Source organism: Corynebacterium sp. P4-C1, assembly GCF_030503595.1.
GTDB lineage: Bacteria > Actinomycetota > Actinomycetes > Mycobacteriales > Mycobacteriaceae > Corynebacterium.
Map to the genome: position 1 here is coordinate 321,645 of NZ_CP129966.1, position 15,413 is coordinate 337,057.

At 58.8% G+C, this 15,413-nt stretch carries 15 protein-coding genes and 2 pseudogenes; 9 read left to right on the forward strand and 8 right to left on the reverse strand.

The features are described from left to right. The first annotated feature begins 19 nt into the window (after positions 1 to 19). Both istA and istB read left to right on the forward strand, forming a co-directional pair. Entirely contained in the window at positions 20 to 1,225 is a 1,206-nt protein-coding gene (gene istA, locus QYR03_RS01530; protein WP_301712343.1) for an IS21 family transposase, read from the forward strand. Positions 1,226 to 1,251: 26 nt separating this feature from the next. Next, positions 1,252 to 2,034, forward strand: a pseudogene (gene istB / locus QYR03_RS01535) (IS21-like element helper ATPase IstB). 126 nt (positions 2,035 to 2,160) lie between these two features. Here istB and QYR03_RS01540 read toward each other — a convergent pair. The 5 genes and pseudogenes from QYR03_RS01540 to QYR03_RS01560 form a co-directional block, all read right to left on the reverse strand. Continuing rightward, positions 2,161 to 2,784: a response regulator transcription factor gene (locus QYR03_RS01540; RefSeq protein ID WP_301712344.1), complete on the reverse strand. Its 624-nt coding sequence runs from the start codon at positions 2,782 to 2,784 to the stop codon at positions 2,161 to 2,163. A gap of 181 nt (positions 2,785 to 2,965) precedes the next feature. Continuing rightward, entirely contained in the window at positions 2,966 to 4,087 is a 1,122-nt protein-coding gene (locus QYR03_RS01545) for a sensor histidine kinase (RefSeq protein ID WP_259850563.1), read from the reverse strand. A 1,164-nt stretch (positions 4,088 to 5,251) separates the two neighbouring features. Further along, the gene (locus QYR03_RS01550; protein WP_259850565.1) at positions 5,252 to 5,392 is read right to left on the reverse strand and encodes a hypothetical protein; all 141 of its coding nucleotides are present in this window, start codon (positions 5,390 to 5,392) and stop codon (positions 5,252 to 5,254) included. A gap of 27 nt (positions 5,393 to 5,419) precedes the next feature. After that, positions 5,420 to 6,103, reverse strand: a complete 684-nt coding sequence (locus tag QYR03_RS01555) for a hypothetical protein (RefSeq protein ID WP_259850567.1) — start codon at positions 6,101 to 6,103, stop codon at positions 5,420 to 5,422. A 229-nt stretch (positions 6,104 to 6,332) separates the two neighbouring features. Further along, positions 6,333 to 6,562: pseudogene (locus QYR03_RS01560) on the reverse strand (IS256 family transposase); the annotation flags it as partial. A 296-nt stretch (positions 6,563 to 6,858) separates the two neighbouring features. Here QYR03_RS01560 and QYR03_RS01565 point away from each other — a divergent pair. Both QYR03_RS01565 and QYR03_RS01570 read left to right on the forward strand, forming a co-directional pair. Beyond that, positions 6,859 to 7,152 carry a hypothetical protein gene (locus QYR03_RS01565; RefSeq protein WP_259850569.1) on the forward strand — a complete coding sequence of 98 codons (294 nt, stop codon included), beginning with the start codon at positions 6,859 to 6,861 and terminating at the stop codon, positions 7,150 to 7,152. A 92-nt stretch (positions 7,153 to 7,244) separates the two neighbouring features. Next, positions 7,245 to 7,439, forward strand: coding sequence for a hypothetical protein (locus QYR03_RS01570; RefSeq protein WP_301712345.1), 195 nt, complete (start codon positions 7,245 to 7,247; stop codon positions 7,437 to 7,439). A 117-nt stretch (positions 7,440 to 7,556) separates the two neighbouring features. Here QYR03_RS01570 and QYR03_RS01575 read toward each other — a convergent pair whose 3' ends face one another. From QYR03_RS01575 to QYR03_RS01585, 3 genes are all read right to left on the reverse strand, one after another. After that, positions 7,557 to 8,111 (reverse strand): putative toxin-antitoxin system toxin component, PIN family, encoded by a 555-nt coding sequence (locus QYR03_RS01575; RefSeq protein WP_259850572.1) that lies wholly within the window; start codon positions 8,109 to 8,111, stop codon positions 7,557 to 7,559. Then, positions 8,108 to 8,560 (reverse strand): helix-turn-helix domain-containing protein, encoded by a 453-nt coding sequence (locus tag QYR03_RS01580; RefSeq protein WP_259850574.1) that lies wholly within the window; start codon positions 8,558 to 8,560, stop codon positions 8,108 to 8,110. The genes QYR03_RS01575 and QYR03_RS01580 overlap by 4 nt, the downstream gene beginning before the upstream one ends. Positions 8,561 to 8,667: 107 nt before the next feature. Continuing rightward, positions 8,668 to 10,146 carry an MFS transporter gene (locus tag QYR03_RS01585; protein WP_311197609.1) on the reverse strand — a complete coding sequence of 493 codons (1,479 nt, stop codon included), beginning with the start codon at positions 10,144 to 10,146 and terminating at the stop codon, positions 8,668 to 8,670. Between the two features lie 218 nt (positions 10,147 to 10,364). On the opposite strand from QYR03_RS01585, the gene QYR03_RS01590 reads away from it, so the two are divergent. From QYR03_RS01590 to QYR03_RS01610, 5 genes are all read left to right on the forward strand, one after another. After that, complete coding sequence (locus tag QYR03_RS01590; RefSeq protein ID WP_301712346.1) at positions 10,365 to 11,021, forward strand: copper resistance protein CopC; 657 nt, start codon at positions 10,365 to 10,367, stop codon at positions 11,019 to 11,021. 162 nt (positions 11,022 to 11,183) lie between these two features. Further along, a complete protein-coding gene (thrS, locus tag QYR03_RS01595) occupies positions 11,184 to 13,250 on the forward strand; it encodes a threonine--tRNA ligase (RefSeq protein ID WP_301712347.1) in 2,067 nt (688 codons plus the stop codon). Next, positions 13,219 to 13,827 (forward strand): HIT domain-containing protein, encoded by a 609-nt coding sequence (locus QYR03_RS01600; protein WP_301712348.1) that lies wholly within the window; start codon positions 13,219 to 13,221, stop codon positions 13,825 to 13,827. The genes thrS and QYR03_RS01600 overlap by 32 nt, the downstream gene beginning before the upstream one ends. Then, entirely contained in the window at positions 13,827 to 14,483 is a 657-nt protein-coding gene (gene pgsA / locus QYR03_RS01605; RefSeq protein ID WP_259850582.1) for a phosphatidylinositol phosphate synthase, read from the forward strand. The genes QYR03_RS01600 and pgsA overlap by 1 nt, the downstream gene beginning before the upstream one ends. Continuing rightward, positions 14,483 to 15,412 carry a phosphatidylinositol mannoside acyltransferase gene (locus QYR03_RS01610; RefSeq protein WP_301712349.1) on the forward strand — a complete coding sequence of 310 codons (930 nt, stop codon included), beginning with the start codon at positions 14,483 to 14,485 and terminating at the stop codon, positions 15,410 to 15,412. The genes pgsA and QYR03_RS01610 overlap by 1 nt, the downstream gene beginning before the upstream one ends. The last annotated feature ends 1 nt before the right edge of the window (position 15,413 follow it).

The window sequence follows — 15,413 nt, forward strand, 5'->3', positions numbered from 1 at the left end:
TCCGAAAAAGATTGGATGGGTGATTTCTTTGGAACAATGGGCACAGATCCGATACCTGCGTGGGCAGGGTTTATCGATACGCAAGATCGCCAACGAGGTTGGCTGCGCGAAGAAGACTGTCGAGCGGGCACTGGCTTTGGATTTGCCTCCGAAATACCCGCCGCGTCGGGCTAAAACTACGAGTTTCGATGCTTTTGAACCACAAGTACGCGCGTTGCTTGCTGAAACTCCACGTCTTAACGCAAAAGTCATCGGACAGCGCGTTGGGTGGACTGGGTCAGAATCGTGGCTGCGCAAAAACATTGCCCGGATCCGACCCGAGTATCTTCCCGCAGACCCCGTGGACACTCTCACCCATCTTCCCGGGCGTGAAATCCAGTGCGACCTGACCTTTGCCGCCGGCGGGTTGCCCGATGCAAGCGGTGTGCCCCGAGCATTCCCGGTGTTGGTGATGGCGGCATCGCGTTCCCGATTCGCCGCTGCCTGTCTGCTTCCGACTCGTACAACTGATGATCTGATAGCTGGGATGTGGCAGCTCATCGAGCGTGACTTCAAAGCCGTGCCCGACCGGCTGGTATGGGACCGGGAAGCTGGCATCGGTAAGGCCCGCCTGTGTGAGCCAGTCGCTGCGTTCGCCGGTGCAATCGGCACCAAGATCGTCCAGGCCCCGCCGAGAGATCCGGAATCGAAAGGCATCGTTGAACGCACCAACGGCTATATGAAGCGCTCCTTTTTCCCAGGCCGGCACTTCAGCAACCCGCAGGATGTGCAAGACCAGCTCGATGAATGGTTTAGCACCGTAGCCAATACCCGCACCCATGCCACGTTGAAAACCCGCCCGATCGATCTGTTTCGCACCGACCAACAGTCCATGCGTCCACTTCCGCCGTATACCCCAACGATCGGGATCCGTCCTGCGGTACGCCTGCCACGCAACTACTACATCACCGTCGACACCAACCAATACAGCGTCGACCCCGCCTTCATCGACAGGCTCGTGACCGTGCGCACCTGCCTAGAAGAAATCACTGTCACAGGACCATCCGGCGAAATCGCCGCCTGCCACCGGCGTTACTGGGGAAAACACCACGTCATCACCGACCCTGCCCACCGACACGCCGCACGACGCATGCGACAGCTAAACACCGGACCCCAACGACACACCCACACACCAGACAACGACGTAGAGGTAGCCGACCTAGCCATCTACGACTCAATCGCTTAGCCCCTCAAAGAAGATTGGATTCGACTATGCCCCACACGCACGCCCACGACACCCAAGCAACGATTGCGCACCTATCACAGGCGCTGAAAGCCCCACGTATCAACACCGTTTACGCCACCATTGCTGAACAAGCACGCGCAGAATCGTATACCTACGAGGAATACCTCGCCGCGGTACTTTCAGTAGAAGCCACCGCACGCGCTGAATCCGGAGCGCGCCAACGCGTTAAACGAGCCGGTTTTCCAGCAGTCAAAACCATCGCCGATTTCGACTTCGGCGCCCAACCCGGCATCGACCGCGCTGACATCGCCCGACTAGAAACCGGCGCCTAGGTCGCAACCGCTGAAAACGTCGTCCTTCTAGGCCCACCAGGCACCGGAAAAACACACCTCGCTACAGCCCTAGGCATAACCGCTGCTCAGCAAGGCTACCGAGTACTGTTCGACACCGCCGCAGGGTGGATCAACACACTCACCGAGGCACACAACACCGGACGACTCGAATCCGTACTCAAACGCCTAAGCGGATACCACCTGCTCATCATCGACGAACTCGGATACATCCCCGTCGAGGCAGACGCAGCAAACCTCTTCTTCCAACTCGTCTCACGCCGATACGAACACGGATCCATCATCGTCACATCCAACCTGGCCTTTTCCCAATGGGCCCAATGCTTCGGAGACGTCACCGTCGCAACTGCCATGGTCGACCGCATCGTCCACCACGCAAAAATCTTCCAACACCGAGGAGTAAGCCACCGCATCAAAGGCCGCGAACTCACAACACCACAAACAAATCAGGCACAATAACTACGACCACACTGGGCTACTTTTCAAAGAGCACTCACATGGGGGTGCAAAACACTCGCACTATGAAAAGGTTGGTGGGTTCACTCGAGCACTAAGCGGCGTGGGTCCGCCAACTATATAGGCCGTTCAGAATGAGAGCGCTATGAGCTCTGCCCTGGATCTGCAGTCCATCTTCTTCAGCAGGGAAGACACCATTCTTTTTACGTGAGGCTCCGAGTAGAACAACTCGTTCGCTATTTGCCTGTTACTTTTTCCTTGGCACAGCAATTGCATGACGGCTTCCTCGTTATCGGTCAAGGAGGCTTGCTCTATTCGTTCGGCGAAACGCCCCCATGAGGATTGGGCAACTAACCGTTTCACACATTGAGGTGAGAGACTGGTCCCTCCGTTGAGTGCATCCCTGAGCGCCTGAATGATTATCTGCGGTGGTTGGCCTTTAATGACGTACCCGGACACCCCACGCGCAAGAGAGGTAATCATCGTATCGTCAGTGTCGTAGGCTGTCATCACGACAAAGACTGGTGGGGTATCGAAACTATTCAACTTTTTCAGCAGTTCGATCCCATCCATATCGGGCATACGTACATCAGACAATACGATGTCGCAGGTGTGATTGTTGAGCCATGCCAGTGCGCTGCGCCCGTTTGCGGCAGTGGCGATAACTTCTAGGTCTGGAACTTTAGAGAAGTAAACCGGAAATGATTCACGGATTACGGGATCATCATCAACAAGCAGGATCGTGAAACTCACTTGCTGCACCAAGGGTGTGTTTGACCCTTACTGCACCCCAGCCAGTCCTTAATAGACTGATACGTTTGGATCACTGGTTCACCCTCAGTGGGAGGTGCCTCGACTGTTGGGAGGGGACTTGCCGTAAGGCCAACGGTGAAGATTAGAGAGGCCAACATTTTCATATCAATTACGGGACCTTTCAAACGGGAACCTGGAAAGTAATCGTCCAGCGGGCATTAGTGCTATCCAGTGTCATGCTTCCACCTACGATAGCAATCGTTCGCTGCATGGAGGCTAGACCGAAATTGCTGGAGCCAGCTCGCCCACGGCCAAGCCTATAGGTGTTGACGAGAGTCACCATGACTTTTTCGGTATTTGCAGTCGCGGTGATACTAACGGTGGAATAAGGGACGGCATATTTGATGATGTTGGCACTAGCTTCAGATAGGCACTGACTGAGCGCCCTATTGATAGACTCCGCGCCAGGATCCACACGAATAGTCGTGGAGCTCTCAACGTGAAACCCGGCCTCCTGAAGTGCACGGGCAGTTTGCGTCACTGTCATTGTTAGTGCCGGTACGGTCACCTGCGGATGATCAATTGCCTGGGCATTGAGCTCATCTACCAGCGTGCGGATGTCACTCATTGACTTACGCGCTGTGGCGGCACACCGCTGTAGAGCTTGCTCGTTCTCCGGGATGTAGATCGCCAGTGCTTCAAGTCTTGCTATCAGCGCGGTTAAATCAGCAGCCACCATGTCATGAAGAAATCCCGCTACCTCTACCTGACGTTGGCGCATCTGGTACCTCTGTCGCATCTCCTTGGTGCGCAACCTAACGATAAACCACCCGGCGGCAAAGGCGCTGACCATCATGAGAGTAAAGATGGTTACAGACTGTGGATCCATACTCAACGACTTTTGATCCGGGGAGTAAAACCCGAGCAGCGTCGTAATAGCAGCAAAGACCACAGCAGTCTTGTACCTGTGTTGCGCAGTAACAACCGTAACCAGCAGAACCGCCGTCAATGTCAACAGATCGGGCGAATGACCAGACAAGGTAACGACCGCGAACAATACGAGATATCCCAAAACTGCAGCAGTAGGAAGATACACCGCCAGAGGCAGTGTAGCCACTAAAAAGAAGAATAAAACCCCTGTACCAACATCGACAGGAGCGATCACAAGCACACGCAAGCCCCACAAAACAAGGGCGAGCAGACACAGCACCAGTGCTATTGATAGGCGATAAGAACGAAAAAAATTAACAAACACATTGAATACCAATGGCTCTATCGACGGAAAACATAAAAGAACAGTCAAGCATGAAGGGCACGGTTCACCCCAACACCCAGTTTCTGAATGCCCAACTGCCGACAATAGAGGTCTTCCCCTCCTGGGAGGTGATCTACTTCAAGGGTTTGGGAAGTCGCCGATCGTTCCACGGGGGCATCCCACAGCGTTTCCCTATCTCACCAGTGGTATCGAAGCCAGTGCCGAGGGCAAGACTCCAGACGAAAGATAGAACGCCATTGAGGACCATTCCCACACACGCCCGAGTCCCACTACGTTGGTCACGACTGCACCCAGGCCGAATACTTAATCGAGCGCGATGAAACGTGCGGATGCTTACTCCAAAACTGGAATTGTCGCGGTTTTAGCCGGGAGGCGTGGTCTATCTCCGACAGGGTCCACCTGCCCTTTTGTGCACTGTGTCAACATCGCCCGACTTGGCACTGTCCAACAACGAAATCGGGGTTACAGTGGACACGCTAGCACCATTTCCACCTTGCCCCAGTGCCACCAACCTTCCGGATGAAGAGTAGATGGGGGCGCCGGACTCGCCTGGCGAAAGTCGTAAGCTTGAGGACTGGACGTAAGCAAACACTGGTTGGCCATTCAACAAAAACCGTTGACACGAGTATTGTTCGGAGATCAGTTCTCCGGACTTTTTCTGACCTTCGTGATCGTTGGCAAACACAACGGACTCTTGAGGGTGTTCTTCCACTTGCAGCGGCCTTATCTGGTCCCCTACGCTGGGGTGGAGTGCGATTTCTGCTATGTCGAGACCCAAGCCGTTGAGCAGATAGTTTGTCGAAATGGTTCCTATTTTATTTCCGTGGGAGAAGACTTCTGCCCCCTCTTCTCCACAGTGGCCTGCTGTTAAACCAGTTGTCATAGAGATATAGGAGACAGAGCAGTCTATGGAGCCATTGGGCCACCACACTTGAATATCGTCCCCGCTGGAATACCTGGGGCCTGACTGCGCGGAGTCGCCTGGGGGATGGTCAATATAAGGAGTCTCTTGAGGGGTAATCGTGGATGCTGTCGAGTTTGTTTGTGGTAAATCCAATGAAGTATATCCGCTGATGAAGGCACTTACAGTGGCAATTACACAGACGGCTAATGATTCTCGATACATTGCACAAACCTTGTCTATACGACCTCTAGGGGTGACCCGCACGGAGGCCACCCCTAGAGGGTGCCCTATTGGTTGGTGTTGGTTGGAAGGAATATCAACACCAGGGCGATGATGGCAAAGGCGTACATCACCCAACTCGGCCAATGAAACCAAGAGGCTATCGGAATCATGATTACCACTACTGAGATCAGAATCTTCTTGACCATGAGCGATCCTTTCTCTTTTTCGCTACCTTACTGGAAGCCAGCCCGCACAGGCGTGATGCCTACTGGGTTGACAGGCAAGAGGGCAAATTGAGCATAAGTAAAATCAGCCCAGATACCGCCGGGAGCAACGGCAACTGCAATGCCGAGGGTGGAGACGATCTTCGATACCAATGCTTCTGGAATCCAGACTCCTGCGATTGATACTCCTGCGCCAATCCCTTTGAGAGTGCCCTGGGAAATAAATATCTTCACCCCCCACCAGTAGTACTCGATTCCGTTGCGGCCTGGTTGGAAGAATGGGTCAACCGTGTCACCATCGGTGTTTTCGATGCGTGGACCCGTTGACTGGGAAAAAGCGATGGATTTATCATTGACTTTCTTTTCAACCGATGGGTCATTGGTTGAGGAAGCGGACGCGATGGCCGTGTTGGCTTCCTTCACGGACGCTTCGACTTTCTGCAGTTCATTCGGTGTCAATGCCGACTTGGCTGCGCCGTCGATAACGAACTGATCTTCTTGAGTGGAGATAAACCGGTCTGCTTTTTCGCGCGTCGCCGCATCAACCTCGGAGTTATCGGCCACGGTGGAAGTGAGCGAAGGAACATTATCGGAACTGGCGGGTGTGGCACTGGCCAGTGGAACACCGGCGAGAACGATGGTCGACAGTGAAGCAAGGACAACGCCTGAACGGATTTTCGGTCGGATGGTCATGCAGTCTCCTTGATCGTGCATAAGTAGAACAAACTGTGTCGGACGAACAGAACGCTATCAATCACTCTGTTTGAGCGGTACGGTTTACCAATGAGATGCTACGAAAGTCGCTTCTTTTAAAAATATGGTTGACTCATGGCTGTTTTGGCTTCGTGACAAGGCGGCTACGCGCAGCACCGCCGACCAGACCTCGCACTTTGTTCACCGCTATGCCCGCCGAGACTTGACCCCATCTGCTGACTCCGGCATCGCAGGCGATCTCGGTTAGTGACCTCGTGGAGGTCACGTATCGGTGAAACGCTTTGAAGTCGCGGGTTTTAGTCAGATCAGGCCGACGGTAGGTGGTGGAAAATCCACAGTCAGGGTTCTTGCACCGCCATCTGGTCGTTCCTTTTGTGGTGGTGCCGTTTTCTTCATTTGCCCAGTACATACTGGGCATCGTGGTCTGTTTGGTGTCACCGGCAAAGCTAACCAGCATCCAGCTACCACACTGAAGCGCCGTTCCGGCGGATTGAACGAGAAGCGGGCCCGAATAAGGACGAAATCCTTATTCAAGCCTGATTTGTATAGTCTGATCTGCGGAAATCGCAAGAATCAGACACACATTCTGCTACTTAACCCCGAAGATCTATTCCCAGGTGGACATAGCGAGTCAGAAAAGGACTCTGAGCAGAGAAGAAATAGAGTTATGGCTGGAAACCGAGAACCGTGTGAGAAGAAGCATTGGGGAGGAACGAATGTCCGTCAGCCTAGAAATGGCAAGCACAATTCTTCGAAGCGGCCTCATCGTCGGCGCCATGTGGTCGAGGCCGGTCGTCGTTGGCAAAGATGTACATGGTCCAAATGCCGTAGTCTTCACGGACTTTGACGAGGTAGACCACCACGTCACCGCCGCAGACATTCAGCGCGCAGCCGAAGCATGGGCCGCGGACAACCCCGGCGACGCCTTCACCGCTGCCCTCCGGGACGACAACGTTCCCAGGCACGTCCCGCCCCGTGTGGCCGATGAAATCTGCCAGCTCGCAGCCTTCGGAACATTTAAGTACTAGCCGACCGGCATGATCGGCCGGGTAGATGTAAAAGGTCTACTTGTTTAGCTGCTAACCAATTAGCCAGCGCGACCACACCCCAAAGGTGCCGGGTGACCTTGCTACTTTTGAGTCATATCGACGACCATGTGTACCAACTGCGTTTCTTGGCCGGTTACCAAGACGTCACCCCGGAAGAGCAGGAAGCCGCCTCGATCAAGGCCTCACAGCTCATGGCTGACCTGTTCACCGCAATGGTGGGGGAGGATGCAGATGAGGAAGTCGGCGACGAAGCGCCGACGGTGTAAAAGTACGGTGATCCTAGCTGGGGCCACAATCTAGGTTGCCAACAGGCTCCTGACTCCCTTCGAATCTCAACGACTAGTGTTCCGCTGAACGGCGAGATTTCGTATTTTTGATCTTTGCTAGCGGCGCAGGAGTTCTGCCGCCTCAGGTGCTCCCGCTTTAGCTAGAGCATCAAGCACATCATCAACGGTTCTCGGCGGGTTGGTGAAAGCTGCCGTCGCATAGGTAATCGCTTGGTGCACGCTTGAACCGTAGAGGTCGATTTGGTCGCAGAGGAACTCATCGGCTGTGCGAACCTCGATGTCATACTTGGCTAATTCAGGCTGGGGGAAATCGCGCTTGTTCTCGGTGACAATGACCTGAGCTCCGCAGCGAATGGCTGCGGCTAGGACGTGGTTGTCGTCCGGGTCAGGAAGGTAGAGCGCTGGAATTAACTCTTCGTACCCAGTCACTAGACAGTCGTCAATCGCTTCGCACATCAGGCGTCTTGTCCTGCTGAGTTTTGTCGTATCTAGATCGGGTCGGTTCTTACTCAGGTTGGAGAAAACTTCATCCAGGATCATGTCGGTCCAGCGCGCGTGGAAATTCCCGCCACTTGCTAGTCGGATGAGGACATCACGGAGGATGCTGGGGTAGAGGACATTAGCGTCGTAGACCACCGTGAAATTGCTCATTCATACAGCCCTAAGTGATCGGTCAGGGCCGTCAGCTCATCAGCGGCAGCGCGTTGTTTGATGTCTCGTTGATGCTTGTATGCCTGCACATCAGAGGCATACAACCTGCGGTGAGTTCCCACCTTGTGTCCCTCTAAGACGCCATCGTCCATCAGCTTGATCACATGTGGCCTGGAGACGTTCAGGAGATCTGCGGCCTGCTGGGTGGTTAGTTCTGCGCTCGTGGGGATTACGCTCACCGATCGTCCTGCAGCGGTGTTAGCCAAGATGTCGCGGAGCAGGCCAGCGACATCTTGAGACAGGCGGATCACCTCGCCTGAACCCTCTACCGCGACATCGATGCCTTTTGTAGAGTCCGTGCGTTGTGCGAGCGCGCTATTCAATTTCCGAAGCGCGTGACGAGCGGTTGCTCTGGTCTGTGTAGTGCTGTTGTCCTGCACGTTCGTCATAGGGTCACGCTAGCACGTAAACGAAATAAACGAAACGGTATGAACAGGGGACTGCGAACGAGAATCTACCTATAACGGGCTCTGTAGCCCGGCCCGTACTTCGGAAGCTATGCGCTCGGGGATTTCGGGTTCCCGCGGAAGCACCACGCGGTGACCGCGCAGAAGCCAACGGCGGTTACGGCGAGGAAGGCGAGGGTCAGCTCGTGGGCATGGGCGTAGGCCGGGGCGGCGGCATCGTGGGTGGCGGGATCGTAAATTGCGCTCATGCCCTTGTCGGCTAGCTCCGGCGGAAGGAATGACAGCATCAGCGAGGTCAGCATTGAGCCGGAGACGGCGACGGTGATGAGGGTGCCGAATTCGTAGGACACCTCCTCCACGCCGCCGGCCATGCCGGCGCGTTCCGGGGGAGCGGCGCCAATGATGGCGGTGGAGGAGACCGACATTGCGAAGTTCGCTCCGGCACCGAGGAGAATGCCGCCGGCGAGGAACACGGGGAAGTTATCGATTGCGGAACCCCACCAGCAAATAAGCGCGCCGGCGATGCATGCGGCGAAGCCGCCGGACACGATGGTCTGAAAACCGATGCGGTGCAGCAGCGCGCCGCCGGCGATCGTGAACGGCAACGCCGCGAAGCCGATCACGCCGATGGCAAGGCCGGCGTGGAAGGGCGAGAAGCCGTCGACAAGCTGTAGGCGCGGCGTCGAGGTCATCTCTAAGCCCACTAACACGAACATGGCGCCGGCAGCCGAGACCGCGCCGCCGGTGAAGACCGGGTTTTTGAAGATGTCGAAAGTCAAAAGCGGGTCGTCGAGCTTCTTCTGGCGGCGAGCGAACATGACGGCGCCGAAGACCATGACCACAGCGGCACCGATAAGAACCGGCATGTGGGTGTCGAGGCGAGCGGCTTCCTCGATCGTCAGCGTCATCCCCGACAAGGTGAACAATGCGAATACTGAGGAAATAAGGTCCCAGTGCTTGTCCGGGTTCGGCCTGTTGCGCGGGCCGATCAGCAGCGTGCACACGAGGGCCAACACAACGACCGGAACATTGATCAGGAAGACCGAGCCCCACCAGAAGAAGTGCAACAGTGCACCGCCCACCACAGGGCCGAGCGCGGCACCCAGGACCGCAGCGGAAACCCAGATGCTCATCGCGAGGTTGCGTTCGCGCTCGTGCGGAAAAATCTGGTTGATCAGGGCAAGCGTGGCGGGAAGCATCGTCGCCGCACCAGCACCGAGAACACCGCGCGCGATCACGAGCGACAACACAGTGGGGGAGAATGCCGCGGCAAGAGACGCGATACCGAAAATCACGAGCCCGACCATGAACATGCGGCGGTGACCGACGCGGTCGCCGAGCGAGCCGGACCCTAGGAGAAGGCCCGTGATCACCAGCGGGTAGGCGTTGATGATCCACAACGACTGGGATGCCGTCGCGCCGAGCTGCTCATCCAGGGCGGGAAGCGCGGTGTAGAGAATCGAGTTATCCAGCGCGACCATCAACAGGCCGAGCGACACGACAATGAAAAATGGCCAACGGTTCGGGTTGGCCGGTTTCTTGCGCATGCGACGGTCTCGGGAAATCACCCGGTCAACCTACCGCCTTAACCAGTGGTTTGTCACGGCTAGACAACCTCACATGACAATGGCGGGAACTTTCGGGGCTAGCGTGGGTACTACTACGGCAGACCACAGACCATTTCGTTCCATCGAATATTGATGCAGAACTGCTGGATACTTCGGAGGAACTATTGAACACTCGGGTGGAACAGCCGAACACGACCTGGAAAGAGGAGAAGACCCATATGGCACGCACCATGAATTCCGCCACTACCCGGACTCTGATCGCGGGCACCGCCGCAGCGATGCTCGCGGTCGGCACAGCACCAGCGGCTTTTGCACACGATTCAGTGATCTCCGCGCGTCCGGGCATCGACGAGACTGTGTCGGAATTCCCGACGGAGCTCGTGCTGGAATTCTCCGCGCAGCCGAAGGAAGACTTCAACACCGTGGCGCTGTCTCGTGTTTCCGATAACGAAGTCTTGTTCAGCGGCGAGCCCGAAGTCGATGACCGCGAGGTATTCATTGACGTCCCGGACGACGTGGACGCACAGCCGGGCGAGTACCGCATCGGCTACCAGATCACCTCCTCCGACGGGCACGCCACCAAGGGCACCACCAGCTTCACCTTCCAGCCCGCCGAAGCAGCCGGGGAGTCCACCGCGCCGGGCAGCGAGTCCGCGCAGGGCGAGCAGGGGGCAGGGGAGGCAGATGCGACGTCGGAGAGCGAGGAAGCGCAAGAGGAATCCGGCTCGGGCTACACCTGGCTTTGGCTGCTGCTCGGTGCGCTGCTACTCGGCGGAGTGGTCATCGCCGCACTGAGCCGCCGCCAGCGCAACGACGACGCGACCCAGCGGGTCCGCGACATGGACGAGCTCGATGGTGAGGCGGAGACCAAGTAAGCAGCTCCCGCAGAGCTGTCGCGGAGGGCAGGGGTAAGATCGCCCCCAGTGCCCACGCGCCGGCTGCCCACCGGCGGCATGCGCGGGTTTTAAAAATGAACGAACCGCGGGCGCGGCCAGGTATGCCGTCCCGCACGAGCGCAAAGGAGCGCTGAAGAACATATGTCCAGCGGGATTGCCCCAACTGCAGTGAACCACGAGCCCTTCGAGGTGCCCGCCGGCACAGCCGTCGGTGCGGCAATGCGGGAGCTGGAGCTGCCGAACAAGGGCGAAGACGCCATTGTCTGTGTCCAGGACGCCGAAGGAAACCCGAAGGACCTCTCCCACGTCCCGGAAGAAACCGCGTCGTTCATGCCCGTCGCCGCCAACACGGAGCTGGGCCGCAGCGTCATCCGCCACTCGTGCGCGCACGTTCTCGCGCAGGCGGTCCAGGAGGAATTCCCCGATGCGAAGCTTGGCATCGGCCCCGCGATCAACGACGGTTTCTACTACGACTTCGACGTCGCCGAACCGTTCACCCCTGAGGATCTGAAGACGCTGGAAAAGCGCATGAAGAAGATCATCAAGCAGGGCCAGAAATTCGTCCGCGGTGTCTACGCTTCTCCCGAGGAGGCAGCGGAGGATCTCAAAGGCGAGCCGTACAAGCTCGAACTGATTCAGGACAAGGGGTCCGTCGACCCGAACTCCGACGAAGCCACCGAAGTCGGCGCCGGTGACCTCACCCACTACGACAACGTCAACCCGCGCACCAACGAGGTGGTCTGGCACGACCTGTGCCGCGGCCCGCACGTACCCACCACCAAGTACATTCCGGCTTTCGCCCTGACCCGTTCTTCCGCCGCCTACTGGCGCGGGGACCAGGCCAACGCCGGCCTGCAGCGCATCTACGGCACCGCGTGGGAGTCGAAGGAGAAGCTGGAGGAATACCAGCACATGATCGAGGAAGCCGAGAAGCGCGACCACCGCCGCCTCGGCTCCGAGATGGATTTGTTCTCCTTCCCGGACGCGGTGGGTTCCGGCTTGCCGGTTTTCCACCCGGACGGTGGCATTGTGCGTATGGAGATGGAGAACCACTCCCGCAAGCGTCACATTCAGGCTGGTTACTCCTTCGTGAACACCCCGCACGTGACCAAGGGCGACCTGTTCAAGCAGTCGGGCCACCTCGACTGGTACGCCGACGGCATGTTCCCGCCGATGCAGCTCGACGGCGAGACCAACGATGCCGGCGAAGTGACCAAGCAGGCACAGGACTACTACGTCAAGCCGATGAACTGCCCGATGCACAACCTGATCTTCGACTCCCGCGGGCGCTCTTACCGTGAGCTGCCCCTGCGCCTGTTCGAGTTCGGCACCGTCTACCGCTACGAGAAGTCCGGCGTGGTCCACGGCCTGACCCGCGCCCGCGGCTTCACCCAGGACGACGCGCACATCTACTGCACCGAGGACCAGCTCGAGCAGGAACTCACCGATGTTCTCGAGTTCATCATCTCCCTGCTCAAGGACTACGGCCTGGACGATTTCTACTTGGAGCTGTCCACCAAGGATCCGGAGAAGTACATCGGTGACGACGAGATCTGGGAGCGCTCCACGAGCATCCTCCAGTCCGTGGCAGAGAAGTCCGGGCTGGAACTGGTCCCGGACCCGGCCGGTGCCGCCTTCTACGGCCCGAAGATCTCGGTCCAGGCGCGCGACGCCATCGGCCGCACCTGGCAGATGTCCACCGTGCAGCTGGACTTCAACCTCCCGGAGCGCTTCGACCTCGAATACACCGCGTCCGACGGCACGAAGAAGCGGCCGGTGATGATCCACCGCGCACTCTTCGGTTCCATCGAGCGCTTCTTCGGCGTGCTGCTCGAGCACTACGCCGGCGCCTTCCCCGCGTGGCTGGCACCGCACCAGGTGGTGGGGATTCCGGTGGCAGACGATTTTGCCCCGCACCTGGACAACCTGACTGAGCAGCTGCGTGCCCGCGGGGTCCGCGCGGAGGTCGACCACTCCGACGACCGTATGCAGAAGAAGATCCGCACCCACACCCAGGGGAAGGTGCCGTTCATGCTCCTCGCCGGTGCGCGCGACGTCGAGGCGAACGCGGTGAGCTTCCGCTTCCTGGACGGCAGCCAGGTCAACGGCGTGCCGGTCGACGAAGCTGTGGAGCTCATCGCTGCATGGGTGAGCGACCAGCTCAACGAGCAGCCGAATGAGGTGTCCTTTGAGGCACGCCGCGGATAAGCCCGCCGCCGGGTCCGACGTGAACGGGGAGACCTATGTCGATTCCGGTGTGGGCGAACAGGACCGCCTCGTGCGGTTGTGGGCACCGTTCCGCTCCGCGTACATCTCGTCCATCCCAGGCGGGAAGGAGCGCAAGGCGGATCCGTTCCTCGCCGCGCCGGAGCAGTCCGATGAGGACGCGCTCATCATCGCGCGGGGTGAGACCGTCTACGCGCTGCTCAACCTCTACCCGTACAACGCCGGCCACCTGATGGTTGTGCCGTACCGCAAAGTCGCGGAATTGGAGAACCTCACCGGCGAGGAAACTGCGGAGCTCATGGAGTTCGCGAAACTCGCGGTGCGCACCCTCAAGCGCGTCTCCCGCCCAGAGGCGGTCAACGTGGGCTTCAACCTCGGCAAAGCCTCCGGCGGATCGGTCGGCGACCACCTGCACATGCACGTCGTCCCGCGTTGGGCGGGGGACTCGAATTTCATGACGGTCATCGACGGCACGAAGGTGCTTCCCCAGTTGTTGCGGGAGACACGTGCGCTTCTGGCCGAAGGCTGGAAGGAAATCGTCGAGGAGGACAACGCCTGATGCTCAGTCTCCACGGAAGGAAGCCAGCGGCGGCGGTGGCGGAGCCCGTCGCAAAGCTATTTTTGCGTGCAGGACTCTCCGCGAACGCCGTGACCGTCATGGGCACCCTGGCCACGGTCGCTGTGGCCGTCGCCCTCATTCCGCGCGGACACCTGGTGTGGGCCGGTGTTCTCACGGCCCTTTTCGCGGCCTTCGACATGATCGACGGGACGATGGCGCGCATCCGCGGCGGCGGTACCGCATTCGGTGCGACGTTGGACGCGTCGTGCGACAGGCTTTCCGACGGCGCCTTGTTCGGCTCAATCGCCTACTGGCTCGTATTCGTCGACCACGCCGACAAGGCAACGGTCGCTTGTGCGCTGGTGGTGCTCGCGCTCTCACCGACGATCAGCTACATCAAAGCCCGCGCGGAAGCCGGCGGGTTGAAGGTCAACGGCGGGCTCATCGAACGTCCTGAACGGCTCATTCTCGCGCTCGGCGGACTGTTTATCGAGGGTCTCGGTGTGCACGGGGCGATTGAGGTGGCGCTGTGGGTTTTGGCCGCCGGTTCCGTCTTCACTGTGGTGCAGCGTCTGGTCAAGGCTTCCCGGGACCCGAATGCGGGGAACCGTATTGCGGCGCCGGCGGGTGCGCCGGAACCGAAGGCTGCGCGCTAGTGGCGGCGGCAACGGTTTTGGCTACGGGATCGGCTACCTCGGCTGGTGAGCGTCTCGCTGCCGCTGGATACATCGCGGGCTGGAAAGTCGTGCGCCATCTGCCGTTGCGGCTGTCTGCCCGCATCTTCAACGCGGGAGCGGACTACGCCTCCGACGGCGGACGCGGGATGGAGATGCTGCGGCGTAACTTGATCCGCGTCGTGGGTGCGGAGAACGTCACCCGGGAGCTCGTGCGCGATTCGATGCGCTCGTACGCTCGATACTGGAATGAAGCGTTCTGTCTCCCAGCGATCGCGGGAGATGAAGAGCTGCTTGCCCGCCTCGACGCTGGGGTGCAGGGCCGCGTGCACCTGGAGAAGACGCTGGGGCAAGGAAAGGGCCTCATCTTGACTCTCCCGCATTCCGGTAACTGGGACATGGCCGGGATGTGGCTCGTGTCCCGTTACGGCGGATTCGCCACCGTCGCCGAAAGGCTGCGGCCTGAAGCGCTGTTCGACGCTTTCGTGGACTACCGCGAATCACTGGGATTCGAGGTCATCGCCGCGGCCGGCTCAACTGTGCCGCCGTTCGAGCGGTTGCGGGAGGTGCTCAGCGGAGGCGGAATCGTTTGCCTGATGGGGGAGCGTGACATGACTCCACGCGGTGTGCCGGTGAGCTTCTTCGGTGAGGAGACGACGCTGCCTGCAGGCCCGGCGAAACTGGCGGTTGAGACGGGGGCGGGCCTGCACGTGGCGCATTCCTGGTTCGCCGGCACCGCGGCTGGGCCGGACTGGGGGCACTCTGTTTCGCCGGCCATTGAGGTCACAGACGTGGCGGAGACGACTCAACGCGTCGCCGACATCTTCGCAGCTAATATCGCCGCCCATCCCGTTGACTGGCATGCCCTGCAGCCGGTATGGCCCGCCGACCGCGCGAAACGGAAGCGGTGAT

Excerpts from the sequence above, each read along its gene's own strand:
- thrS (WP_301712347.1), top strand. The coding sequence starts at position 11,184 with ATGTCCAGCGGGATTGCCCCAACTGCAGTGAACCACGAGCCCTTCGAG.
- QYR03_RS01555 (WP_259850567.1), bottom strand. The coding sequence starts at position 6,103 with ATGACCATCCGACCGAAAATCCGTTCAGGCGTTGTCCTTGCTTCACTG.
- QYR03_RS01590 (WP_301712346.1), top strand. The coding sequence starts at position 10,365 with ATGGCACGCACCATGAATTCCGCCACTACCCGGACTCTGATCGCGGGC.
- QYR03_RS01565 (WP_259850569.1), top strand. The coding sequence starts at position 6,859 with ATGGCAAGCACAATTCTTCGAAGCGGCCTCATCGTCGGCGCCATGTGG.
- QYR03_RS01575 (WP_259850572.1), bottom strand. The coding sequence starts at position 8,111 with ATGAGCAATTTCACGGTGGTCTACGACGCTAATGTCCTCTACCCCAGC.
- QYR03_RS01600 (WP_301712348.1), top strand. The coding sequence starts at position 13,219 with ATGAGGTGTCCTTTGAGGCACGCCGCGGATAAGCCCGCCGCCGGGTCC.
- QYR03_RS01580 (WP_259850574.1), bottom strand. The coding sequence starts at position 8,560 with ATGACGAACGTGCAGGACAACAGCACTACACAGACCAGAGCAACCGCT.
- QYR03_RS01550 (WP_259850565.1), bottom strand. The coding sequence starts at position 5,392 with ATGGTCAAGAAGATTCTGATCTCAGTAGTGGTAATCATGATTCCGATA.
- pgsA (WP_259850582.1), top strand. The coding sequence starts at position 13,827 with ATGCTCAGTCTCCACGGAAGGAAGCCAGCGGCGGCGGTGGCGGAGCCC.